Origin of the sequence: Kribbella sp. CA-294648 (assembly GCF_050943845.1) — a bacterium.
In the GTDB taxonomy this organism is placed as follows: Bacteria; Actinomycetota; Actinomycetes; order Propionibacteriales; family Kribbellaceae; genus Kribbella.
Genome location: NZ_CP191981.1, coordinates 3,338,170 through 3,360,441, shown reverse-complemented (window position 1 = coordinate 3,360,441; position 22,272 = coordinate 3,338,170). Strand labels below are relative to the sequence as shown.

Annotated in this window: 23 protein-coding genes and 1 other RNA gene; 12 read left to right on the top strand and 12 right to left on the bottom strand. The window is 68.2% G+C overall.

Annotated elements, in window-relative coordinates:
* The first annotated feature begins 9 nt into the window (after window positions 1–9).
* Entirely contained in the window at window positions 10–372 is a 363-nt protein-coding gene (locus ACQPYM_RS16095) for a nuclear transport factor 2 family protein (RefSeq protein WP_433021388.1), read from the top strand.
* Here the strand turns inward: ACQPYM_RS16095 and ACQPYM_RS16090 are convergent.
* The gene (locus ACQPYM_RS16090) at window positions 336–1,517 is read right to left on the bottom strand and encodes a DUF418 domain-containing protein (RefSeq protein ID WP_433021386.1); all 1,182 of its coding nucleotides are present in this window, start codon (window positions 1,515–1,517) and stop codon (window positions 336–338) included. The two genes, ACQPYM_RS16095 and ACQPYM_RS16090, sit on opposite strands and share 37 nt — an antisense overlap.
* Before the next feature lie 158 nt (window positions 1,518–1,675).
* Here ACQPYM_RS16090 and ACQPYM_RS16085 point away from each other — a divergent pair, with 158 nt between their 5' ends.
* Window positions 1,676–3,463, top strand: coding sequence for an NAD+ synthase (locus ACQPYM_RS16085; protein ID WP_433021384.1), 1,788 nt, complete (start codon window positions 1,676–1,678; stop codon window positions 3,461–3,463).
* Window positions 3,464–3,639: 176 nt separating this feature from the next.
* Entirely contained in the window at window positions 3,640–6,108 is a 2,469-nt protein-coding gene (panB, locus tag ACQPYM_RS16080) for a 3-methyl-2-oxobutanoate hydroxymethyltransferase (protein WP_433021382.1), read from the top strand.
* Here the strand turns inward: panB and ACQPYM_RS16075 are convergent.
* Window positions 6,105–7,007: an aldo/keto reductase gene (locus ACQPYM_RS16075; RefSeq protein ID WP_433021380.1), complete on the bottom strand. Its 903-nt coding sequence runs from the start codon at window positions 7,005–7,007 to the stop codon at window positions 6,105–6,107. The two genes, panB and ACQPYM_RS16075, sit on opposite strands and share 4 nt — an antisense overlap.
* A gap of 131 nt (window positions 7,008–7,138) precedes the next feature.
* Between ACQPYM_RS16075 and ACQPYM_RS16070 the strand changes: the two genes are divergently transcribed.
* Complete coding sequence (locus tag ACQPYM_RS16070; RefSeq protein WP_433021378.1) at window positions 7,139–7,636, top strand: NUDIX hydrolase; 498 nt, start codon at window positions 7,139–7,141, stop codon at window positions 7,634–7,636.
* Window positions 7,637–7,648: 12 nt separating this feature from the next.
* Here the strand turns inward: ACQPYM_RS16070 and ACQPYM_RS16065 are convergent, their stop codons facing one another.
* Window positions 7,649–7,825: a hypothetical protein gene (locus ACQPYM_RS16065; RefSeq protein ID WP_433023534.1), complete on the bottom strand. Its 177-nt coding sequence runs from the start codon at window positions 7,823–7,825 to the stop codon at window positions 7,649–7,651.
* Window positions 7,826–7,888: 63 nt separating this feature from the next.
* On the bottom strand, window positions 7,889–8,626 hold the full coding sequence (locus ACQPYM_RS16060; RefSeq protein ID WP_433021377.1) for a helical backbone metal receptor: 738 nt from the start codon (window positions 8,624–8,626) through the stop codon (window positions 7,889–7,891).
* Between the two features lie 315 nt (window positions 8,627–8,941).
* Between ACQPYM_RS16060 and ACQPYM_RS16055 the strand changes: the two genes are divergently transcribed.
* Window positions 8,942–9,595 carry a histone H1-like repetitive region-containing protein gene (locus ACQPYM_RS16055; protein WP_433021375.1) on the top strand — a complete coding sequence of 218 codons (654 nt, stop codon included), beginning with the start codon at window positions 8,942–8,944 and terminating at the stop codon, window positions 9,593–9,595.
* Window positions 9,596–9,672: 77 nt separating this feature from the next.
* Here ACQPYM_RS16055 and ACQPYM_RS16050 read toward each other — a convergent pair whose 3' ends face one another.
* Window positions 9,673–9,861: a hypothetical protein gene (locus ACQPYM_RS16050; protein WP_360287826.1), complete on the bottom strand. Its 189-nt coding sequence runs from the start codon at window positions 9,859–9,861 to the stop codon at window positions 9,673–9,675.
* A 217-nt stretch (window positions 9,862–10,078) separates the two neighbouring features.
* Here ACQPYM_RS16050 and map point away from each other — a divergent pair, with 217 nt between their 5' ends.
* Entirely contained in the window at window positions 10,079–10,927 is an 849-nt protein-coding gene (gene map, locus ACQPYM_RS16045) for a type I methionyl aminopeptidase (RefSeq protein WP_433021373.1), read from the top strand.
* The gene (locus ACQPYM_RS16040; RefSeq protein WP_433021371.1) at window positions 10,924–11,307 is read left to right on the top strand and encodes a GNAT family N-acetyltransferase; all 384 of its coding nucleotides are present in this window, start codon (window positions 10,924–10,926) and stop codon (window positions 11,305–11,307) included. The genes map and ACQPYM_RS16040 overlap by 4 nt, the downstream gene beginning before the upstream one ends.
* A gap of 1 nt (window position 11,308) precedes the next feature.
* On the opposite strand, the gene ACQPYM_RS16035 is transcribed toward ACQPYM_RS16040, so the two are convergent.
* From ACQPYM_RS16035 to ACQPYM_RS16020, 4 genes are read right to left on the bottom strand one after another with little or no spacing between them, the layout of a single operon-like run.
* The gene (locus tag ACQPYM_RS16035; protein ID WP_433021369.1) at window positions 11,309–12,082 is read right to left on the bottom strand and encodes a nucleotidyltransferase domain-containing protein; all 774 of its coding nucleotides are present in this window, start codon (window positions 12,080–12,082) and stop codon (window positions 11,309–11,311) included.
* The gene (locus ACQPYM_RS16030) at window positions 12,079–13,572 is read right to left on the bottom strand and encodes a S10 family peptidase (RefSeq protein WP_433021367.1); all 1,494 of its coding nucleotides are present in this window, start codon (window positions 13,570–13,572) and stop codon (window positions 12,079–12,081) included. Before ACQPYM_RS16030 ends, ACQPYM_RS16035 begins: the two co-directional genes overlap by 4 nt.
* Window positions 13,573–13,587: 15 nt before the next feature.
* Window positions 13,588–14,838 carry an MFS transporter gene (locus ACQPYM_RS16025; protein WP_433021365.1) on the bottom strand — a complete coding sequence of 417 codons (1,251 nt, stop codon included), beginning with the start codon at window positions 14,836–14,838 and terminating at the stop codon, window positions 13,588–13,590.
* Window positions 14,835–15,398, bottom strand: a complete 564-nt coding sequence (locus tag ACQPYM_RS16020) for a helix-turn-helix domain-containing protein (protein WP_433021363.1) — start codon at window positions 15,396–15,398, stop codon at window positions 14,835–14,837. The genes ACQPYM_RS16025 and ACQPYM_RS16020 overlap by 4 nt, the downstream gene beginning before the upstream one ends.
* 98 nt (window positions 15,399–15,496) lie before the next feature.
* Here ACQPYM_RS16020 and ACQPYM_RS16015 point away from each other — a divergent pair, with 98 nt between their 5' ends.
* The 3 genes from ACQPYM_RS16015 to ACQPYM_RS16005 all read left to right on the top strand — a co-directional run bounded on the left by ACQPYM_RS16015 (window position 15,497) and on the right by ACQPYM_RS16005 (window position 17,733).
* Window positions 15,497–15,865 carry a DUF952 domain-containing protein gene (locus ACQPYM_RS16015; protein WP_433021361.1) on the top strand — a complete coding sequence of 123 codons (369 nt, stop codon included), beginning with the start codon at window positions 15,497–15,499 and terminating at the stop codon, window positions 15,863–15,865.
* A gap of 7 nt (window positions 15,866–15,872) precedes the next feature.
* An RNA gene (gene rnpB, locus ACQPYM_RS16010) (RNase P RNA component class A) lies at window positions 15,873–16,276 on the top strand.
* Between the two features lie 62 nt (window positions 16,277–16,338).
* Complete coding sequence (locus ACQPYM_RS16005; protein WP_433021359.1) at window positions 16,339–17,733, top strand: D-arabinono-1,4-lactone oxidase; 1,395 nt, start codon at window positions 16,339–16,341, stop codon at window positions 17,731–17,733.
* On the opposite strand, the gene ACQPYM_RS16000 is transcribed toward ACQPYM_RS16005, so the two are convergent.
* Window positions 17,734–18,852: an MFS transporter gene (locus ACQPYM_RS16000; protein WP_433021357.1), complete on the bottom strand. Its 1,119-nt coding sequence runs from the start codon at window positions 18,850–18,852 to the stop codon at window positions 17,734–17,736. It lies immediately after the preceding gene.
* Window positions 18,853–18,904: 52 nt separating this feature from the next.
* Here ACQPYM_RS16000 and ACQPYM_RS15995 point away from each other — a divergent pair, with 52 nt between their 5' ends.
* Window positions 18,905–19,645 (top strand): AraC family transcriptional regulator, encoded by a 741-nt coding sequence (locus ACQPYM_RS15995; RefSeq protein ID WP_433021355.1) that lies wholly within the window; start codon window positions 18,905–18,907, stop codon window positions 19,643–19,645.
* On the opposite strand, the gene ACQPYM_RS15990 is transcribed toward ACQPYM_RS15995, so the two are convergent.
* Window positions 19,642–20,145 carry a GNAT family N-acetyltransferase gene (locus ACQPYM_RS15990; protein ID WP_433021353.1) on the bottom strand — a complete coding sequence of 168 codons (504 nt, stop codon included), beginning with the start codon at window positions 20,143–20,145 and terminating at the stop codon, window positions 19,642–19,644. The two genes, ACQPYM_RS15995 and ACQPYM_RS15990, sit on opposite strands and share 4 nt — an antisense overlap.
* Window positions 20,146–20,173: 28 nt before the next feature.
* Between ACQPYM_RS15990 and ACQPYM_RS15985 the strand changes: the two genes are divergently transcribed.
* Window positions 20,174–20,740: a TetR/AcrR family transcriptional regulator gene (locus ACQPYM_RS15985; RefSeq protein ID WP_433021351.1), complete on the top strand. Its 567-nt coding sequence runs from the start codon at window positions 20,174–20,176 to the stop codon at window positions 20,738–20,740.
* A gap of 82 nt (window positions 20,741–20,822) precedes the next feature.
* On the opposite strand, the gene ACQPYM_RS15980 is transcribed toward ACQPYM_RS15985, so the two are convergent.
* Complete coding sequence (locus tag ACQPYM_RS15980; protein ID WP_433021349.1) at window positions 20,823–22,259, bottom strand: RNB domain-containing ribonuclease; 1,437 nt, start codon at window positions 22,257–22,259, stop codon at window positions 20,823–20,825.
* Between the last annotated feature and the right edge of the window lie 13 nt (window positions 22,260–22,272).

Here is a 22,272-nt window from a genome sequence, read left to right as displayed (position 1 = left end):
CATCGGCGGATGCCGACGATCCAGCAGGTGGCCGAGGCGTTCTCGAGTCACCGGTTCACCGAGATCTACGACTTCATGCACCCGCAGGTGGAGTGGACGCTGGTCGGCGTCGCGCGACTCGAGGGCATCGACCAGGTGCGGGCCGCCTGCGAGCGGTCGCTCGGCCAACTGGAGCGGATGACCACCCAGTTCCTGCGGTTCAAGACGATCGCGGGACCGGACTCCGTCGCCATCGACACCGTCGCGAAGTACGTCGACGCGAAGTGGCAGCGCTCGTACGTCCGGTCCTGCGACATCTACGAGTTCACCCAGGGCTACCTGACCGCGATCACGTCCTACACGGCCGCGATCGAGCCCGAGGACCTGCCGTAGGTGAACCTGCGGACCAGGGTCTCCATCGGACCGCGGTACGACCGCAGGTGCATCCAGTAGGCCAGGCAGACCGTGCCCACCCAGGTCATGGTGGCGAGCAACGCGGTGGTCGTGACGCCGAGGTGGCCGGACAGATCCCCGAAGTACGGGGTGAAGGCGACGGTCCAGACGACGGACTGGGTGAGGTAGCAACTGAGTGATCGTTGGCCGACGGCCGCGATCGCCTGGGTGATGCGACCGTGGTCCCGCCCGATCCGCCGGGCGATCAGCACGACCACGGCCGCATAGCCCAGCCCTCCGAGGACGCCGGTCGAGTCGTGCAGCGGGCCGATCAACTCCAGAACGTCCTGGGACGGCTTGCCGATGAAACCACTCAGCATCAACGACACCGGAAGGGCACCGGCGATCGATGCGGTGATGCCGACGACGGCGGTCGGGATCAGCAGACGCAGGTGCTGCTCCGGTTGTTCGAGCACGCGCCGGCGTCCGGCCCAGAGCCCGATCAGGAACGGCGCGGCGAAGCCGATCGGGCCGAGCAGGGCGATCACCGGAAAGACGCCGATGCGGGCTTCGAAGGCCGCAAACAGATTCGGCGGCAGCATCGAGGCGTCCGGTGCGTCCGCGCTGATGGCCAGGGAGCCTTCACCCGGCAGTGAGGTCAGCACGAAGAAGAGCGCCGCGACGATCAGCAGCGTGCGGGCCTTCCAGCGAATTGCCCAGACACCGAGGAACAACAAGACGCCGTACGCCGCGAGGATGTCGCCGACGTAGAACAGCATCGCGTCGACGAACCCGAGCACCACCAGGAACAGGCTGCGTCGCCGGAGCAGCCGCCGGACGCCGCGCGGATCACGACCGGCCTCGCTCTGCCGGCGGGCGATCTGCGCGACGCCGTACCCGAACAGCAGCCCGAACAACGGGAAGGCGCGGCCGTCGACAATCGTGGCGATCAACAGAATGAAGACGTTGTCGAGGCTCGACCCGTCCTGCGGAAAACCGCCGAGCACCGAATCGGCGGGGATGAAGTAATGCGAGTTCGCCAGGGCGATGAACAACAACATGAATCCGCGCGCCAGGTCCGGCCCGAGGGCCCGCCCGCGTAGTCCGGTCGGGCCGGCCGTCGAAGCGCTCTGCAGTGAGGTCACGTTCTCACCGAACCATTCGCACACCCCGGCCGGCCGCTTCCTAAAGTCTTCCGCCGGCCGACCTTCGGATGAACCGCGACGGACCGGCCTTGTAAAGACGAAGGCACTTATTCGGCCGTTGAGGTCGTGGAAGCACCCGCGACCAGTAAGGTGCTGCCGTGCCTCAGCTCCGGGTTGCTCTCGCTCAGCTCAACGTGACGGTCGGTGATGTCGACGGCAATGCCGAAAAGGTCGTCACCTGGACCCGGAACGCGGTCGAGCGCGGCGCCCACCTGATCGCCTTTCCGGAGCTCGCGCTGACCGGTTATCCGGTCGAGGACCTGGCCTTGCGCGCCTCGTTCGTGGCCGCGTCGCAGGCCAAGATCAAGAAGCTCGCGCAGCGCCTGGCGGACGAAGGCCTCGGCGAGATCGTCGTGGTCTGCGGCTACCTCGACCGCGCCTCCGGTACGGCGATGGGCATCGACCGGCTCGGCCGTCCGAAGGGTTCACCGACGAACGCGGCCGCGGTGCTGTACCGCGGTGAGGTCGTCACGTCGGCGGTCAAGCACCACCTGCCGAACTACGGCGTCTTCGACGAGTTCCGGCATTTCGTCCCCGGGGACAGCCTGCAGGTGATCCGGATCCACGGCATCGATGTCGCCCTGGTGATTTGTGAGGACCTGTGGCAGGACGGCGGCCCGGTCGCGGTGGCTCGGGCGGCCGGCGCGGGACTGCTGCTGGTAGTGAACAGTTCGCCGTACGAGGCCAACAAGGACGACGTGCGCGGTGAACTGGTCACCCGTCGAGCGCGTGAGGCCGGGTGCTCGCTCGCCTATGTGAACCTGGTCGGTGGGCAGGACGAGCTGGTGTTCGACGGCGACTCACTGATCGCCGATGCCGAGGGCAAGGTGTTCGCCCGTGCTCCCCAGTTCGAGCAGGGCAGCATGGTCGTCGACCTCGACCTGCCGGCCGCGACCGGTACGCCGAGTGGCGAGCATGAGGGCATCCGCATCGAGCACACCGTGCTCAACGAGGAGCCGCTGCCGGAGTACGAGCCGATCGACTCGGCCCTGGCACCGCGGCTGTCGGACGAGGCGGAGATGTACGGCGCGATCGTGCTCGGGCTACGCGACTATGTCCGCAAGAACGGCTTCAAGTCGGTACTGCTCGGACTGTCCGGCGGCATCGACTCGTCGCTGGTGGCCGCGATCGCCTGTGACGCGGTCGGTCCGGACCACGTGTACGGCATCTCCAACCCCAGCGTGTACTCCAGCGACCACTCCAAGGACGACGCCGCCGAGCTCGCCGCCCGTACCGGACTGAGCTACCGGGTGGTGCCGATCCAGCCGATGGTGCAGCCGTTCCTGGACACGCTCGGGCTGACCGGTCTGGCCGAGGAGAACCTGCAGGCCCGCGTCCGCGCGGTGATCTGGATGGGGCTGTCGAACGCCGACGGCCACCTGGTGCTTGCCTGCGGCAACAAATCTGAACTGGCCGTCGGCTACTCGACCATCTACGGCGACGCGGTCGGCGGCTACGCGCCGCTGAAGGACGTGCCGAAGACGGTGGTCTGGCGGCTGGCCAAGTGGCGCAACGAGGACGCGAAGGCACGCGGCCAGCAGCCGCCGATCCCGGAGAACGCGATCGCCAAACCACCCTCGGCCGAGCTCCGGCCGGGCCAGGTCGACACCGACTCGCTGCCGCCGTACGACCTGCTCGACGACATGCTCGACGACTACGTCGAACAGGACCGCGGGACCGCGGAGCTGCTGGCCGCCGGCTTCGACACCGAGCTGGTCAGCAAGGTGATCCAGCTGGTCGACAAAGCGGAGTACAAGCGGCGGCAGTATCCTCCGGGTCCGAAGATCACCCACAAGGCCTTCGGGCGCGACCGGCGACTGCCGATCACCAACGCCTGGCGTGAGGACGCGAGCCGGGTGGCTACCAGAGGGGCGACGGAAACCTGAGCGGATCCTGGCGTAACCGCCCATTCAACGACAGTCCGTTCTTTCCGCCCGAGGATTCCGAGCAGGCTGATCCCTTCGGCGTGCCCGCGGACCGGAAAGCTGACCCGTCAGGTGTGAGCGATCCCTCAGCCACGGCCGGTAGCGCTCACCCTCCGCAACGGTGGGACGATGAGGGCATGGTTGACAACTTCCTGTCGGCCGGTACCAACGGCGACGCCGACGACGAACTGCCGGCGCCGTACGGGACCGGACCGAAGAACCGGACAACCGAGGAGCAGCACCGCTCGGACTACGGCTACAGCGAAGGCTCTGGCGACCGCGGATGGCGCGACCGCCCGGCCTCGCTGAGCGGGCTCGACCCCGCGCCGTCGCTGCCGAACGCTCCGCGGGCCTACGACCGTGGCCCGGTGCCGCAGCAACCGTATGTACCGAAGCCGCCCTTCCGCTCGGACAGCGACTACCCCGCTGGTGGCGGTTATCCGCAGGCGGAGCCGCAGTACCGGGACTCCGCGCCGTGGGGTGAGCCGGAGACCTTCCGGGAGTCCGGTGCGTTCGAGGAGTCGCCGTTCGCACCGCGCTCCCCGTACGCCGACCAGTCGACGCCGGACCGCGCTGCCCAGGAACGCTCTGCCCAGGAACGGGCCTCGCAGGAACGGGCCTCGCAGGAACGAGCTGCCCAGGAACGCGCCGCGCAAGAGCGTGCTGCGCAGGAACGTGCCGTCCAGGAGCGGGCTGCCCAGGAACGCGCTTCACAGGAACGTGCTGCCCACGAGCGCGCTGCCCACGAGCGGGCTGCGCAGGAGCGGCAGGCGTTGGAGCGACAGCAGCAGGAGCGGTACCAGGAACGCGGTTATCCAGAACAGACCCGCTACCCGCAGCAGCCGCCAGGCCCGCCGCAGCAGGCACAGCAGAACCCGTTCGGCCCCGGGCGCAACGGCACGAGCGGTCCCCCGCCGACCCGCCCTGGACAACCAGGCCCCGGTACGCCGCCCGGCCCGGCCGGCCCAGCACCGGCACGCCCAGGCGCGCCTGGTCCGGCGAGCAACGGCCTGACGCCACATTCCTCAAACGGCTCACCTGGCGGCAACGGCTGGGCCCCAGCCGGCCCTGACGTACGAGCCGCCGGTTCCAACGGCCTGTCGACTCCGACCCCGCCACCGAGCCCCGCCGGACCACCTCCCAGCGGCAATAGCCTGCGCCCACCCAACCTCCCGGGCTCCAACGGCCCGGACGTCAGCGGCTCGCGCTCAAACGGCTTGGGCTCCAACGGGCTTGCGGCCGGCAACACCGGGCCTTTGCAGAACGGCGTCACTCCGCCGCCGAGCAACCCCGCCCCGCCAGCACCAGGCAACCAGGCAACCCCCACGGCCCGCTCCGGCGGACCCGGGGGTCAAGGACCCAGTGGTCAAGGCCAGACCGGCTGGACCGGTAGTGCGCCGGCCAACTCGTCCCCACCGCCCCCCAACGCATCGAGTTCGGCCAACGGCTACCCGTCGGACCCCTCCGCGGAGTACGAGGGCAACGCGCCGCTGAGTGCCGCGCCCTCGTCCAGCGGCCAGCAAGAGAGCAAGCCGACGCCGGAGGGCTCGCAGCGACCCGCGGGCGCGCGGCGGCGGGCCGACGTACAGCAGGATGCGCCGAGCCAGGTGCCCGAGGTGCCCGCCAGTTCTCACCGCGCGGCGCGTCGAGCCGGAGCAGGTCCGGCAGCGAAGGCGGAGCCGTCCGCCGAGACCACCGCCCCCAAGGAAGCGGACCAGCCCGCCACTGTCAGCAACAGCATCGGCGGCGTGGGCGGTTCCGCCCAGACTTCATCAGGCGGGAGCAGTGTGTCCACAGACGCGACGAAGCGCCCGCGGCGGTACCGGATCCACCATCTGCGGGACATGAAGAACCGTGGCGAGAAGTGGGCGATGCTCACCGCCTACGACCAGTACACCGCGGAGATCTTCGACCAGGCCGGCATCCCGGTGCTGCTGGTCGGCGACTCCGCCGCGAACAACGTCTTCGGCTACGAGTCGACCCTGCGCGTCACGGTCGACGAGCTGATCCCGTTGGCGCGGGCAGTCGCGGGTGCTGTCGACCGTGCGCTCGTCGTCGCCGACCTGCCGTTCGGTTCGTACCAGGCGTCGCCCGAGCAGGCGTTCCACACGGCTGTGCGGTTCATGAAGGAAGCCGGCGTGCACGCGGTCAAGCTGGAGGGCGGGCGCAACGTCGTACCGGCGGTCGAGAAGCTGACCCAGTCCGGCATCCCGGTGATGGCTCACATCGGCTTCACCCCGCAGAGCGAGCACACGATCGGCGGGTACCGGGTCCAGGGCCGTGGCGACCAGGCCGCCGCGCTGATCGACGACGCGGTCGCACTGGCCGAGGCGGGTGCCTTCTCGGTGGTCCTCGAGATGGTGCCGGGTGACGTCTCCGCGGAGATCACCAAGCGCGTCTCGATCCCGACCATCGGCATCGGCGCCGGCCGCGACACGGATGCTCAGGTGCTGGTGTGGCAGGACATGGCCGGGATGCGTTCCGGTCAGATGCCGCGCTTCGTCAAGCAGTACGCCGATCTGCGCGGCGTGCTCACCCACGCGGCCACCACCTTCGCCGCCGAGGTCACCTCCGGCGCCTTCCCGACTGACGAACACACCTTCTAGATCCAGGGCAGGGCGGAGCGCTCCGACCAGTACTCGGCGGGCTCTTGGACGAACTCCTCCAGAGGTCCGCGGACGACCGGTGCCAGGTTGCTGGCGAGTTGTTCCGCGGTCGTCGCGCCACTGAGCACCACGTCAGCCCACGGTTGCGCCGCAGCGGTTCCAAGGGCCAGTGCATCGGGAGCCACGCCGTGCTGGACCGCGAAGGCGTTGAAGGGCGTCTCCCCCGCCCGCGCCGTCAGCCGTCCGTTGGCAACCGCTTCCTTCACCACCACGAACCAGCCCGCGTCATGCGCTTCGGCGAGAGCCGGACCAGCGGATCGCTCCAGCACGTTCCAAGTGGACTGGACCGCAGTGAACGGAGTCTCCAGGGTCAGTGCCTTGCGCAACGTCTCCGCCTGATGCGGCCCACTCGTCGACAGACCGACCCGTACGCCGCTGTCTGCCAGCTCACGCAGGCGGTCCAGGAGCTTCGGGTCGTCGAGTGCCGGGCTGTCCTTCGTGAGGCTGTGCACCAGGTAGAAGTCCGGCGTACCGCCGAGTGCCTGTAGCGTCTCGGGCCACTGCCGCTCGAACGTCGCGAGCGAGTGGTCCTTCACCTCATGGGTTTCCGCGTCATGGCGCCAGTCGGCAACGTAGGTGTAGCCCCACTTCGACCCGACGGTGAGTTCGCCGCGTCGCTCCGGCGTCAGCCACTCCCCCAGGAACGTCTCGGCCAAACCATAGGACCGCGCGGCATCGAAGTACCGGACCCCTGCCTGCCATGCCTGTTCCAGCAACTCATGCGTCCGGCGGCGAAGGCCATCGACCTCGCGCCCGGGTGGCAGGTCCTGGTCGTGGCCGAGGTTGATGTAGCCGGGACGACCGATGGCCGCCAGTCCCAGGCCAAGGTGCGCAGTCATACGCCGATCGTCTCACCGCGTCCGCTGCCGTGTTGGCAGACCGTTGCCGAGTGCCCGCATTCGGGACGCCGCGACGAGACGCGCCGCGCGACGCGTCGGAGTACCGGCTGTGTCGTCTAGCGTTTTGAGGTGTGACTGAACCCCGCCTGCCACCGCCCGGCACCGTCGTCCGGCGTACGACGGCCCGCGTCCTGCCTGTCCGCCCGGACGGCAAGGTGTTGCTGCTGCACGGCTGGGACCCGCTGAAACCACAGACGCCGTACTGGTTCACGATCGGTGGAGGCGTCGAGGCGGGCGAGACGGTCGAGCAGGCCGGCAGCCGGGAACTGCGCGAGGAGGTCGGCATCGTGTTGCCGGCCGAGCGGCTCGGTGCGCCGGTGGCCACGAACACGATCGAGTTCGAGTGGGGCGGCTGCCCGATCATCCAGCACCAGACGTTCTTCGCGGTCGGCGTCGAGACCGTCGAGGTGAGTTTCGCCAACCAGGAGCAACTGGAGCTGGAGACGATCAGCGCGCACGGCTGGTGGTGCCCTGACGAGCTGGAGGCGACCGGGCAGGCCGCGCACGTCACGATTCCGGGGCTGCTCCGGCAGGCGGTCGAGGCGATCAGGTACCGCGAGGCGTCCTGAGGGGCGCCCGGGTCAGCGGGCGCGGGCCTTCTTCAGGAGCTTCTTGGGCAGCTTCTTGTCCACGACGTAGTGGCGCAGGTCGAGGCGCTCCGCGCAGCCGGCATCAGCCAGCCGCTTGAGGACCACCGGGCACTTCTTGCACCTCGGCTTGTCCTTGCAGCACTTCTTCTTCGCGGTCATGGACGGCACGCGGCAAGCGTAGGTGAGGCTCGCCTAACCGTCTACCTGACAGCGCAGTCATCGTGGCGTAGGTCACGGCAACTGTTCGGTCAGTACCGCCCGCGCCTCGACCAGGGAAGGCCCGTACCAGGTCAGGTGCCGCCCGCTGACGCAAAAGGCCGGCCGCTCGAAAGCCTCCGGACCGTCGGCGGGTGAGAACGCATATGGCTCGTCCGGCAGCACCACCACGTCGTACTCCGGTAACGCCGTCAACTCGATCTTCGGATACCGCTCCGGTGATTGTCCGAGCACATTGTCGAACCCCAGTCTTTGCAACAGATCACCCGCGAAGGTGTCCCGGCCGAGCGCCATCCAGGGCCGCCGCCAGATCGGAATCAACGCCCGCCGGCGCGGCCCGGCGTACGGCGTACTCCACACTTCGCGTGCTTGGCCGAGCCACTGCGGCACTTCGCCGGTGACGGCGGTGAGCATTCGCTGGAGTGAGTCGAGTGATTCCGCGACGGTGGCCGGCGCGGTCACCCAGACGGCGAGACCGGCCGCGCGCAACGCGTCGAGATCGGCTGCGCGATTCTCTTCGGCATTCGCGATCACGACGTCCGGCGCGAGCTCGCGGATCATTTCCAGGTCGGGGTTCTTGGTGCCTCGCACACGGGTCACGGCGAGGTCTTCGGGATGTGTGCACCAGTCCGTCGCACCGACCAGCAACTCGCACCGTGTTGCCGCGATCGCTTCCGTCAACGACGGCACGATGCTGACCACGCGACGCACGCGTGCCGGCAACGCGACCACTGTTCCCAGGTCGTCCCGCATGCCTTCCCACCTCACTTTTTCCTGCCTCTCCGGCAGACGTTGCCGAGGACAACACTTCGCGCAACGACGCCGAATCGGCCGGAGAACGGCTACTTTGCGCGCGTGTCGCCAACAAATCTTAGCCGCCGTCCGGCAAGCTCGGACCGCGGTGAAAACCCTTGTCCACAAGGATTTTCGCGCTATTCCCCCGGATTGCGGTTCGGGACGCCTTAACGTGTGGACGTTTCAGGTGCTTTACGTAGCCACCAAGTGTTGTCATCATCAGGACGACGAGGAATCCACCGTGGTTTTCCTCAGCCGCACCAAGGAGGCGAAGTGCCAGCCAAGAAGGCAGCCGCAGGGAAGGCGACAGCCAAAAAGGCTTCTCCCGCCAAGAAGACTGTCGCCAAGAAGGCCAGCGCCGCGAAGACGACCACCGCGCGCAAGGTCACAGCGAAGAAGACGACAACGGCGAAGAAGGTGAGTGCGGCGAAGAAGGCACCAGCCACGAAGGTCGCCGCGAAGAAGGCACCGGCGAAGAAGACCGTCGCCAAGAAGGTCACCGCTGCGAAGAAGGCACCGGCCAAGAAAACCGTTGCCAAGAAGGCGCCGGCGAAGAAGGTGACCGCCGCGAAGAAGACGGTGGCCAAGAAGGCACCGGCCAAGACCGTGGCCAAGAAGACGACCGCGAAGAAGACGGTCGCCAAGAAGGCACCGGCCAAGAAGTCGACCGCCGCCAAGAAGGTCACCGCGGCGAAGAAGACGGTCGCCAGGAAGGTGAGCGCGGCCAAGAAGGCCGTCGTGAAGAAGGTCGCCAAGAAGGCACCGACCCGCAAGGTCGCGGCCAAGAAGGCACCTGCTCGCACAGCGGTCGCGAAGAAGGCCCCGGCCCGCAAGGTCGCCGCCAAGAAGGCACCTGCCCGCACGGCGGTCGCCAAGCGCGCGACGTCGGCGCGGAAGGCACCGGCGCGCAAGGCCGCCGCGAAGTAGGTCAGATCGGTTACCGCAAAACCCGAGGGGCACCACCGATGCGGTGGTGCCCCTCGGTCATGTCCGCCGGTGGCGAATCAGTCGTCGTTCCATTTCGGGTCGTTGTCCCAGGCCTCATTGCGTTCCTGGACCTTTTCCAGCGCCCGGGCGGCTTCCTCCGGCGAACTGTAGGGCCCGAGCCGTTCGGCCGCCTTGTCGCCCTGATAGGGCTCGACCTGGCCGGTTTTCACGTTGTAGTACCACTCGTTGCTGTGATCGTCGCTCATAAGGCCTGACCACCCTCCTGGGAGTCTTGTCGCAGCTCACTAGTGTCCCGTGATCGGGATAGCTTGAACGATGGAGGTGTCCAGGTGCGTGCATCGCAAGGCGGAGGAGCGTCCTCGATGCGGAGCATCGTGGACGTTTCTCCAACGCCGCGAGGTGCGTGCCTGGGCGCTCCAGCGTCAAGCTATCCCGATCACGGGACACTACAATGATCTCACCATGTCGCTACTCACTCCTGGCATCATCTCGCCTCGCCGTCCGGTACCCGCTTCCATTCCCAGGCCGGAGTACGTCGGCAAGCCCGCGCCCACGCCGTACGACGGTTCTTATGTCACGTCGCCCGAGCTGGTCGAGAAGATGCGCGTGGCCGGCCGGCTCGCCGCGCGGGCGCTCGAGGCGGTCGGTGCGGCGGCCAAGCCCGGTGTCACCACCGATGAGCTGGACGCGGTCGGCCACGAGTACTTGGTGGAGCACGGTGCGTATCCGTCGACCCTCGGCTATCGCGGGTATCCGAAGTCGTTGTGCACCTCGGTCAACGAGGTGATCTGCCACGGCATCCCGGACGACCGCCCGCTCGAGGACGGCGACATCGTGAACGTGGACATCACCGCGTTCCTCGACGGCGTGCACGGCGACACGAACGCGACGTTCCTGGTCGGCGACGTCGACGAGGAGAGCCGGCTGCTGGTCGAGCGCACCCGCGAGGCGCTGAACCGCGGCATCAAGGCGGTCAAGCCGGGCCGTCAGGTCAGCATCATCGGCCGCGTGATCGAGTCCTACGCCAAGCGCTTCGGCTACGGCGTCGTCCGCGACTTCACCGGCCACGGCATCGCGACCGCGTTCCACTCCGGCCTGATCATCCCGCACTACGACGACGAACGCTTCGACGACGTGATCGAGCCGGGCATGACGTTCACCATCGAGCCGATGCTCACCCTCGGCAGCCACGACTACGACCTCTGGGACGACGGCTGGACCGCCACCACCAAGGACAAGTCCCGCACCGCCCAGTTCGAACACACCCTCCTGGTGACGACCACCGGCGCCGAAGTCCTCACCCTCCCGTGACGATCACACAGTACGAGCAGGCCCACCTGGCGGGCATCCTCGCACTGTGCGAGGCAGAAGGCTGGCCGAGCTTCCCGGCCGACCCCGGGCGCGCCCACAAGGTCCTCACCGCCCCGGGCGTCACCACCGTGATCGCCCTCGACGGCGACCTGGTCATCGGCTTCGCCTACCTGCAAAGCGACGGCCACATCCAGGCCCATCTCTCCCAGATGGCAGTCCACCACGCCTACCGCCGCAAGGGCATCGGCCGAGCCCTCCTCGAGTACGCCGCCCCTCTCACCGGTGCCCAACGCATAGACCTCGTCACCGACACCGCCAAAGCCTTCTACTCCTCCTTCGACCACAAACAACTCAGCGGCTTCCGCATCTATCCCGACTGACTTACAGGGCCAGGGCGGTGGTTATCACTGTGTGGCCGTAGGGGATGGCGGAGTTGGCGTCGGCTGTGGTGAAGGTTTGGGGGGTGCCGGCTCGGTGGTTGAGGCAGCGGTGGAGTAGGGCGGACCAGTGCGGGAAGGCGACCAGGGCGTGTTCGCCGGCGGCGGTCTTGGAGATGATGTTGCCGGTGGCAAGGAGTGCGTGCAGGCGCGGTACGCCGAGCATCACCCACGGCAGGACCCAGTCCGGGAGCGCCTGGTCGTCGGGCCGGTTGGCCGTGGCGGCCTCCAGTTGGTCGAACTGTGAGCTCCAGTACGTCTTCAGGTTGTCGCGGGTGAACGCTTCTAACGCCTCCTGATCGTCATGCACGACCAAGTCGGGCGCAGTACGGAGTGGGATGGACTGGCGGGCCAGCTCCGACCAGAGCACCGGTGAGACCGGGCCGCCGGACGGTGCTTCCTTGAAGACGCCGTCCTGGGTGAAGACGACCTGCTTGTCCCGGTCCGGCGGCGCCGCGAGCTCCGCGGCGGTCAGGTAGGTGACGTCGAAAGCCGGTGTCGTCGGCAACTGTTCGTGCACCTCGCGCACCACCGACGCATCCCGCAACGGGTCCGCCGTCACGACGACACCGTCTATGTCGCTGTGTCCCGGCCGGAAGTCACCCAGCGGCAACGATCCGGTCAGGTAGAGCCCGGTCACCTGCCCCGGAAGCACCTCGTCGACCAGTTCCAGATACCGCTGCGTCGTACCGGTGACTTCGGCCGGGAGTTGGGTCATCGGTTGGAGGCTCCCTTGAGGAAGGCGGTCAGGTCCTTGGACTGTTGCCGCCGCGACGGTTCGTGCACGTACATCATGTGACCCGCCGGGTAGTAGCAAAGTTCGATGTTGTCGCGAAGTTCCGCCGGAATCCGCAGCCGCCCGATGGTGTACTCCGTAGCGAAGTACGGCGTTGCGCAGTCGTAGTGGCCGGAGGCGACGTGCACCTTGAGGTGGGGATTGGCGCGCATCGCCTCGGCCAGTTTGTCCGCGACGTTGACGTGGTTGTTCTCGAACTCCTTGAACGACCAGTCCTTGGCCGCCGTGCTGCTGAGGAACTCGTACGGCAGGTCGTTGCGGTAGCCGAGTTCCGCGTGCAGGTAGTGGTTCAGCGCCGCCGTGTACGGCCCGATGATCGCGCGGAACGACGGATCGTCGACCGACGTCTCGCCACCGGAGTCTGAGTCCCAGCCGGTGAAGCGCGCGTCCAGCCGGCCGACCACCTGCCGCCGCGACCGGAGCAGCTCGGCGAAGAACCGGGTGTGCTCGACCCGCAGGTTCACCCGGTCGAGGTAATCCTCCGACAACCCGGTCAGCCCGGCCAGCCGGCTGAGCACCTCGGCCCGGAAGTCGTCCGGGATTCTGTTGCCTTGGGCAAGAGCATTGGGATAGCGGCCGGCCGCGAAGCGCTCCGCGTCGGCGAGCACCTCGTCGAGGGTCCGGTCCGGGATCAGCCCGTGGTAGTGCGCGGCCGCGGCGTACGACGGCAGGAACAGCGTGTACGGCAGGTCGTTGCCCGGACCGAACTCCAGCGTGCTGAACTCCAGCGCCGCCGAGATCAGCATGATGCCGTTGAGGTACATCCCGTACCGGTCCTGCAGATGCGCGGCCAGCCCGGCGGCGCGCGTCGTACCGTAGGACTCGCCGGCCAGGAACTTCGGTGACATCCAGCGCCCGTTGCGCGAGGTCCACAGCCGGATCACCTCACCGACGGACTCGAGGTCGGCGGTGAACCCGTGGTACTCGCCCGGCTTCTCACCCTCGACCGCGCGCGAGTACCCGGTAGACACCGGGTCGATGAACACCAGGTCGCTGTCCTTCAGCAACGTCTCCGCGTTGTCCACCAGCCCGTACGGCGGCGCCTCGAGCTCGCCGGCGTCGCCCGACACCACCCGGCGCGGACCGAGCAACCCGAGATGCAGCCAGATGCTCGACGACCCCGGCCCGCCGTTGAACGCGAAGGTCACCGGCCGGCTCCCCGGATCGGCATCGTCGAGTGTGTACGCCGTCAGGAACACCTCAGCCTTGGGCTGGTACCCGTCGAACTTGCCGTCCGTCACCACCTCCTGCCGCAGCACCACCCGGCCGGTGGTCGCCGTGTACTTCAGCGTCCGCCGGCCGATGGTGAGGGTGTGCTTCGAACTGATCAGATCATCGACCGGAGTCACTGTGGGGGCGGTCTCGGCCGGCTTGTTCTCCGCGCTCTCCGGAGTCTGTTCAGGGGTCGCCATGCCGGAAAACCTATCTCAGCGGACGGAGCGCACCTCCGGGCTCACGGACGGCACTGGCTGCGGTGCCACCAAGCGCGCCGCGGGGATCGCCAGAGCGACCGCCGCCAGCAGGAAGGCGACCCACGGGCTGGTGACCACCGCGAGAGCGCCGAGGCCGACCGAGCCGACCGCACCGGCGGATTGCAACAACAGCGACTGTACGGATACCACCGTTGCTCGCTCGCTCGTGGTCACCTGGCTGTGCAGCAGCTGGGACAGCGGGCCGGCCGCGATGCCGAGTCCGACGAACATCAGCAGGTAGGCGATCGCCACGGCCAGGATTCCCGGGAGTCCGGTCACCACACTCGCCGCCGCCATCCCGGCCAGCGCGAGCACGCTGACGCAGTACCCGATCCGGCAGACCGCGCGGATCGATCCGATACGGCGCAACAGCGGCATACTCACCGCACTGCCAAGGGCATCGGCGGCGAACCCCACAGCAGCCACCAGCCCATAAGCAAGCACACCCCGCTCAGCGGATCCGGCCAGTTCGGCCATCCAGGCAGGCGTCAGCAGTTCGATCACCGCCAGCGTGACCCCCAAGCCGGCGCTGACCATCAGCACGCGGGTCAACGCGAGGCTCCGTACTGCGAGGCGCACACCGCTCGCGATCGCCGAGGGAACTCCCCGGAGGACGCTGCCCACCGTCGACGCCTCGTACTTCGACTCCGGCATCGCAACCACCGTCACGACCAGCCGCAGCAGGTCGGCACCAGCAGCGATCAGCACTGGCACGGCAAGACTCACGTCGAGGCCGACCGGAATCAGCGCACCCGCAACCGTCCCGGCGGTCAGGGCAATCGACGACGCCATCACTCCCATCGAGAGCCCACGAGCCATATCGGCCGCATCCTCCGCGGGGACCTGGTCGACGTACCAGGCCTCGACCGGGCCACTGCTGAGCGCGCGAGCGACGCCCCGCAGTACGGCGGAGATGGCCAGCAGCCACAGCGATTCCGACAGGCCGAGCAGCAGCAGAGCGGCCAGGCTCGCGGCGGCCGACGCGATCATCACCGGCCTGCGCCCGATCACGTCGGCGAGACCGCCGGTCGGGAGTTCGAGCACCATCACGGTGGCCGAGTACGCGACACCGAGAGCGGCCACCGTCGTCAGGCTGATTCCCCGGTCCAGCAGGAGGACGACGAGAACCGGGATGTACAGACCGGTCGGCAACCAGGTGAGGAAGCTGATCAGCGCGTACCGCCGGCGAGCCGCCTGGGCCGTCATGACGCGGCGGGTCGCGGGAATCCGCCGACGACGATCGAGACGCGGCGCGCTGCTTCGTTGCCGGCGTCCCTGGCCTTCAGCTCGTCGAGGTCGGAGTAGAAGCGATCCCAGAGTTCGTTGAGCGACTCCGCGGTGAGTTTGACCAGCAGGTCGCCGACGCCCGCTGCGTCGATCCACTCCGGTGGAAGCGAGTCTTGGAGTTGCTCGAACGCCTCGACATCGGACTGCAGGATTCCGGCCTGCTGCCGGCGCATCCAGTCGGCCGCCGCACGGCCTTCGCCGGTCGCGCCGACCTCTGTGTTCTTCCAGGTCGTGGTCTTGTGCACTGCCTGCCAGTGCCGGGCCCGCGGATGCCCATCGACGGCCACCTCCTCGACGAACCCGTACTGCGCCAGCTTCCGCAGGTGGTAGCTCGTCGCACCCGTGTCGGTGGCGAAGCGCCGGGCCAGCTCGGTCGCGGTCGCCGGCCCGTCCTCGCGCAGTACGGCGAGCATCCGCACCCGGAGCGGATGGGTCAGCGCCTTCAGTTCCTGGCCGTCGTGGACCTCTCGCTCGCTCATACCGGCCAGAGTAGGTCATGCAGAATAGTTTTTGCAAAGACTTTTCTGCATACGTCGGTTGCCAGGGTTTCCAGCGGCCGGGCACTAGGTTTGGGCGCATGGCTCTGATCCTGCATTTGGCCTTCGTCGAGGAGTGGGAAGCCGCCCAGCGGGCGGGCAGCTACCGGATCTCCACCCGGGGCCGGTCACTCGACGACGGCGCGACCTTCATCCACTGCTCCTGGCCGGACCAGGTCGCCATGGTCGCGAACTCCTTCTACGCCGACGTCACCGAGCCGCTGTGCCTGCTGGTGATCGACACCGGGCTGCTGGTGTCGGCGTTGTGCGACGAGGACCTGGACGCGGTGGGCATCTCGTTCCCGCACCTGTACGGCCCGTTGAACCTGGACGCCGTGGTCGACGTCCGCCCGTACCAGCGGGCCGCCGGCGGCCGATGGCCGGAAGTCGGCGCGCAGGCTCTATCCTGACAGTGAACGGGCCGGTCGGGCGATCGCGTCGTTCACCGGCAACGGTGGGCGCCGAGGAAAGTCCGGACTCCACAGGGCGACGTGGTGGGTAACGCCCACCCGGGGCAACCCGCGGGACAGTGCCACAGAAAACAGACCGCCAGCGGCCTGGATGAACCCCGTGGTTCTTCCAGGTGCGGGTAAGGGTGAAACGGTGGTGTAAGAGACCACCAGCTCCGCAGGTGACTGCGGAGGCTAGGTAAACCCCACGTGGAGCAAGGCCAAGAAGGGCGACGGGCGACCGTCGTCCGCGCGAGCGCTCGAGGGCTGCCCGTCCGAGCTCGCGGGTAGGCTGCTGGAGGTGCCCGGCAACGGTCACCGTAGATAGATGATCGCCGACCACAGAATCCGGCTTACAGACCGGCCCGTTCCTCACTCTCCCGGATGGCCCGGGTTTCGTGTCACCATCTGGCATGGACCGGATCCCAGGGGTGATGAAGCGTCGAGGGTACTTCGCCGTCGGTGGGCTGACGACCTGGAACGTGGTGCTCTACGCGGTGAGCGGCGGGCGGTACATCTGGCTCGAGGGGCGCGTCACCAACGGGGTGTTCCGCAACTGGTTGCGGCGGTTCAGGTATCGGCCGGAGCGGGTCGCGCATCCGGCGAGTGAGCAGGAGATCGTCGAGCTGGTCAGGTCGAGTGCGCAACTGCGGGTGTTCGGCGCCGGCCACTCGTTCAACAGCGGGATCGCGACGAGCGGAACGCTGATCTCGCTCGATCGGTACTGCGGTGTGGTGGCCAAGGACCTGGCCAAGAAGCAGGTCACCTTCAGGGGTGGGACGCGGATCCGCGACGTCGCCAACACCCTCCTCGCCGACGGGCTCGCCTTCGCCGCGCTGCCCTCGCACGACGCGCAGAGTCTCGCAGGCATCCTGTCGACCGACGTGCACGGCACCGGTCGCGACTGGGGTTTCGTCAGCGAACACGTGGTCCGGCTCAAAGTTGCTGACGGCAACGGTGTGGTGCACGAGTGCGGGCCCGGCGACGAGCTGTTCGCCGCCGCCATCGGTGGGATCGGTGCCATCGGCATCATCATCGAGGTGACCGTGCAAGCGGTCGATCGGTTCAACGTGGAGCAGAAGGTCGAACTCGCGGAGCTGCCGGACGTGGCGGCGAAGCTCGACGCGCTGCTCGAGCAGCACACCCATCTGAGCCTGTACCTGTTCCCGTTCACGGAGCGCTGCCAGATCAACACCTGGGAGCCGACCGGCAAGAAGCGGTCCTTCCTCGGTGACTTCCGGGAGTTCGCCAGCATCTCGGTCGACGCCTTGCTGGCCGCCTGGATGGCCGGGTTGCTGGCGCGGTCCGGACTGCTGCCGAAGGTCTCGCGCGCCGCGCACCGGCTCAAGCGCGGCAGCAACCTGGTGCTGGAGAGCAACAGGGCCTACAACCGGTCGATCTACCACCTGCATCAGGAGCTGGAGTTCGCGATCCCGTACGAGGACGCGATGCCCGTCGCCCGCCGGTTCCTCGAGCTGTACGAGTCGATGTACTCGCGCGACCTGCCCTACACGTTCCTCGAACTGCGGTTCACCCCGGCCGGCCACGATCGCACGCTGCTCGGCGCGGGCCGGGATCGCCGTTCCGTCTGGCTCGACCTGCTCTCCAACGACTGCCACGACTTCGAGGGGTACTACGCCGCCGCCGAAGCGGTGATGCGCGAGATCGGCGCTCGCCCGCACTTGGGCAAGTACGGGCGGAGCATCACCAGCGCTGACCTCGCGAAGGTTCACGGTGAGCACTACACGCGCTTCCTCGAGCTGAAGGCGCAGCACGATCCGGCGGGCAAGTTCGCCAACGAGTTCACCGATCGGTTGTTCCAGCCGTAGTCAGGCGGGTTCGCGCAGGCGGAGGGTCAGCAGGCAGCTGAGCGCGGGCAGGAGAGCCAGGGTCGCGAGGACGAGTTGCAGGGAGGTCGCTTCGGCTGCTGCGGCCAGGGCGGGCGCGGCTACGCCTCCTGCACTGACGGCCAGGCCGAGCGTGACGCCGCTCGCCGTGCCGACACGGGTGGGCAGGTAGTCCTGGCCGAGGGTGATGTGCAGCGAGAACGGGACATACAACGCCACGGCGCTCAACGCGACGAAGGCGAACAGCGCGACCGTCGGGACCAGCGCGACTCCGGCCAGGGCGAACGCGGCGACGGCGTACGACCAGCGCATGGTCGGCAGGCGACCGAAGCGGGTCGCGAGACGGCCGCCGAGAAGCGTGCCGATCACTCCCCCGCCGAACAGGACGAAGAGAGCCGTCGCGCTGGCGCCGGTGCTGAGGTGCAGCCGCTGACCGACGTACAGGCTGAGGAAGGTGCTCAGGCCGACGTAGGCGATCGCGCGCAGGACGATGATCGCCGTCAGGGTTCGGAAGGACGGCCAGTTGTTCACCCCCAGGAGACTTCGGGTGCGGAGGCGTGCTGCACCTGCGGATCGCAGGAGAGGCAGGGTGATGGCGGCGCCGGCGAGGGCCGGGAGGATGAGGAGTGGGGTTGCCGCCAGGCCGGAGTACGCGAGAAGTGGTCCGGCGGCGGGCGCGACCGCGAAGCCGAGGTTGCCGCCGAGGGAGAACCAGCTCATGCCGACGTGACTTCCGCCCGTCACGGATCGCGCAGTACGGGCAGCTTGTGGGTGGTAGGCCGCTACGCCGATGCCAGTCAGCCCGATCGCGGCCAGGGCGAACGGGTACGACGAGGAGAGGCCGATCAGCGCGACTCCCAGGCCGGACGTGATCGTGCTGGCCGGGATCAGCCACGGCATCGACCAGCGATCTGTCAGCAGGCCGAAGAGCGGTTGGACGACTGACGAGAGCAACGTCGCGGCGAGGACGAAGCCGGAGATTGCGAGATAGTCGTAGCCTCGGTCGGCGACCAGGAACGGCACGAGGACGGGCACGATGCCCTGGTAGAGGTCCACGCTGCCGTGGCCGGTGGACAGCAACGTGGTTTGGAGGCGCTTCACGTCTTCCAGCCTCGGCGACCTTGGTGCTGACCGGCTTCCGATAATCTGTCAGATGATGTCGATTCCCCGCCACGCTCCGATCGCGCCGACCGCCCTGCGCCGGCTCGCTCCCGGCAGCGGTATCGACGCGCATCGGCATGACGACCACCAGATCGCGTACGCCGCGACCGGGGTGCTCGCCGTGACCACGGATCGCGGCCATTGGATCGCACCCGCGACCCGCGCGATCTGGGTGCCGGCCGGCACCGTGCACGAGCACCGCGCCTACGGTCCGACCGACCTGCATCTCGTCGGATTGCCTGCTTCCGTCAATCCGGTCAGCCTGGTTGCGCCCGCCGTACTGGCGGTGGGGCCGTTGCTCCGCGAACTGATCATCGCCTACACGGCCGACCCCTCCGACGACAGCGCCGCGCGGGCCCGGATCCGCGCCGTCCTGCTCGACCAGCTGGAAAGGTCGCCGCAGCAACCAATTCGTTTGCCCACAGCAACCGATGATCGGCTGGCCGCGGTCTGTGGTCTCTTGTACGCCGATCCCGCCGACGGGCGCGGACTGGCCGAGCTGGGCCGGCAGGTGGGTGCGGCCGAGCGAACCTTGTCCCGGCTGTTCCGGCAGGAGTTCGCGATGACGTTTCCCCAGTGGCGAACCCAGCTCCGCCTGCACCACGCCCTGATCCTGCTGGCCGAGGGCGAACCCGTCACCACCGTCGCCCACCGCTGCGGCTGGTCCAGCCCGAGCGCCTTCATCGACGTCTTCCGTCGAACTTTTGGGCAGACGCCCGGGCGGCAGTTCTAGAGTTCGAGTTCGTAGTACTGGCCGAGCAGGTCTTCACCCCAGAGGTTGTGCGGCTCCTCGCTGGTCAGCTTGAAACCGCGGGCCAGGTAGATGTGGCGGGCGGCAACCAACGGGTCGTTGGTCCAGAGCACCATCCGCTTGTAGCCGGCCTCGCGCGCGAACGCCAGGCAGGTGTCGACCAGCCGGGCACCAAGGCCGTGCCCACGGCTCGACGGGTGCAGGAGAAGCAGACGAAGCTTGGCCGTTCCCTCATCCGGGCCCCGCACACAGAAGATGCTCCCCACCCGTTCGCCGTCGTGCTCCGCGATCCAGGCCCGTTCGGTGGCCGGATCGTGGTCCTTGCCGAAGTCCGCGACGATCTGCGCGATCAACGCCTCGTACTCCATCCCCCAGCCGTACTCCGCGGCGTACAGCTCACCGTGGGCCTGGACCACCCAGCCGAGATCTCCCGGCCGGTCTAGTTGCCTGATCTCCATCGACACCACCCGATCTACTGACACGACTGTTTCAGTAAGTGATACTAGCCGGGTGGCCACGACGAAACCAGCCCCTTCTGCCCGGGAGACCGAACTCCTCGAGCGCGCCTACGCGTACTCGCTGAGCCACGGACTGGCCGATCTGTCCCTGCGCCCACTCGCGACGGCGATCGGTTCGAGCCCGCGGGTGCTGCTGTTCCTGTTCGGCAGCAAGGACAGCCTGATCCGCGCCCTGCTCGCCCGCGCCCGCAGCGACGAACTCGACCTGCTCGGCCAAATCACCAGCCAGTACGACGAACCGCCCGGGCTCGACGTGGTCGCCCGAGAACTCTGGACCTGGCTGGCCGCCGAGGAACGCCGCCCACTGATGAAGCTCTGGGTAGAGGCCTACGGCCGCTCCCTGGTCGCCCCCGACGGCCCCTGGACCGACTTCGCCCGCTCAACCGTCGACGACTGGCTAGACCTACTCAAATCCGTCCAGCCCGGCAAAGACACCAAGTCCGCGCAGGCCCGCCGCACCGCCGTACTGGCCATCCTCCGCGGCGCCCTACTAGACCTACTAGCCACCGGCGACACCACCCGCACCACCGCCGCCGTACTGGCGGCCTTAGAAGACTAACCACCTTCTCCCCACGCGCCGGCCCCGCGGTGGCGGCCGGTCGGTGCTCTTCGCCCGCCCTCCGCACGGCTGGCACTGGCCGCTACGGGATGAGCTGGAAGGCGACCGCTCGTTTCATGATGTCGGCTTCGGTTAGTTTTACTCGGACTGGTTGGCCTAGGGGTAGGGCCGTTGTGGCGGTGACCCGGCCTTCGATGGCTAGGGTGGAGAGGGCTACGACGCCTCGGGTCGGTTCGCGGTCGTCGATGTCGGTGATGACGCCGTCGAAGGTCGAGCCGACGTGGTCGGCGACCAGGCCGGCTTCGACCATGCTGACGATCGCGCGTTCGTAGGCGTTGGCCTTGCGGTCGCACTCCTCCATGATCTTCGGGATCTCGTCCATCGACTCGCGGACCCACTGCGGCACCTCGGTGTCGGCGCACAGCGCTAGACAGATCTCGCTCGTCCAGCGGTCCACCAGGCGGCGGAGCGGCGCGGTGCAGTGGGCGTACTCCGACTTCAGCGCGGCGTGCTCCGGCTGCTCCGGGACGCCTCCCGAGAACGCGGTGTAGCCGGCGCCACGGAACAGCACCGTGCAGGCCGCGAGCATCGCCGCGTGGGCCGGGACCTTGGGGTCGAGGCCGTGGATGAACGCGGCGTACGAGACGCCGACCGGCCACGGGATGCCGAGCGCCTTGGCGGTGTTCTCGAGTTTGCGCCGGAGGTCGTCGTGCGACTCGGGCAGGGTGCGGAGGATGCCGATCTCGCCGTACATCATCAGGTGCGCGGCGGCCATCCCGGTGAGCAGGGAGATCTGCGCGTTCCAGCCCTCGACCGGCAGCGGCGCGCGGAACTCCAGCGTCCACTCGCCGTTGGCGGTGACGATCTCCTGGTCCGGGATGGGCAGGTTGACCCCGCCGCGCTCCCGCTCGCGCTGCTCGCGCAGCTTGCCGACCTCACGCAGGAGTTGCAGCGACTCGGAGGCGGTGCCCGCGTCGAGATCCTTCTGGACGCCGGCGTAGCTGAGCTTGGCGCGCGACTTCACCAGCGCGCGCTCACACCTCACGTCCGTGCCTTCGCCGGCAGCATCGACCGCGATCGTCCACAGGACCGCGGGCCGGACCTGGTCCGCCAGCAGGGATGCCGCACCCTCGGACAGCTCCGGCGGGTGCAGCGGGATGCGCTTGTCCGGCGCATAGAGCGTCTCGCCCCGCTTCCGCGCCTCGACGTCGATCGGATCGCCGGGCTGGACGAACGCCGCGACGTCGGCGATCGCGTAGTGCACGGTGTACCCGGCACCGGCCCGCTCGATGTGTACGGCCTGGTCGAGATCCATCGAGTCCGGTGGATCGATGGTGACGAACTCGATATCGGTCCGGTCCAGCTCCGGCAACCGCGGGTTCGCCGCCGCGGCCAGGGCGGCCTCGACCACCTCCGCCGGGAACTCCGCGGGGACGTCGAGCTCCCGCCGGATCGCCCGCAACGACGCGCGGAAAACCTCAGGAACCTCTTCGGCGAAATGCACCCTCTGCAACGGCACGCGACCACTCCGT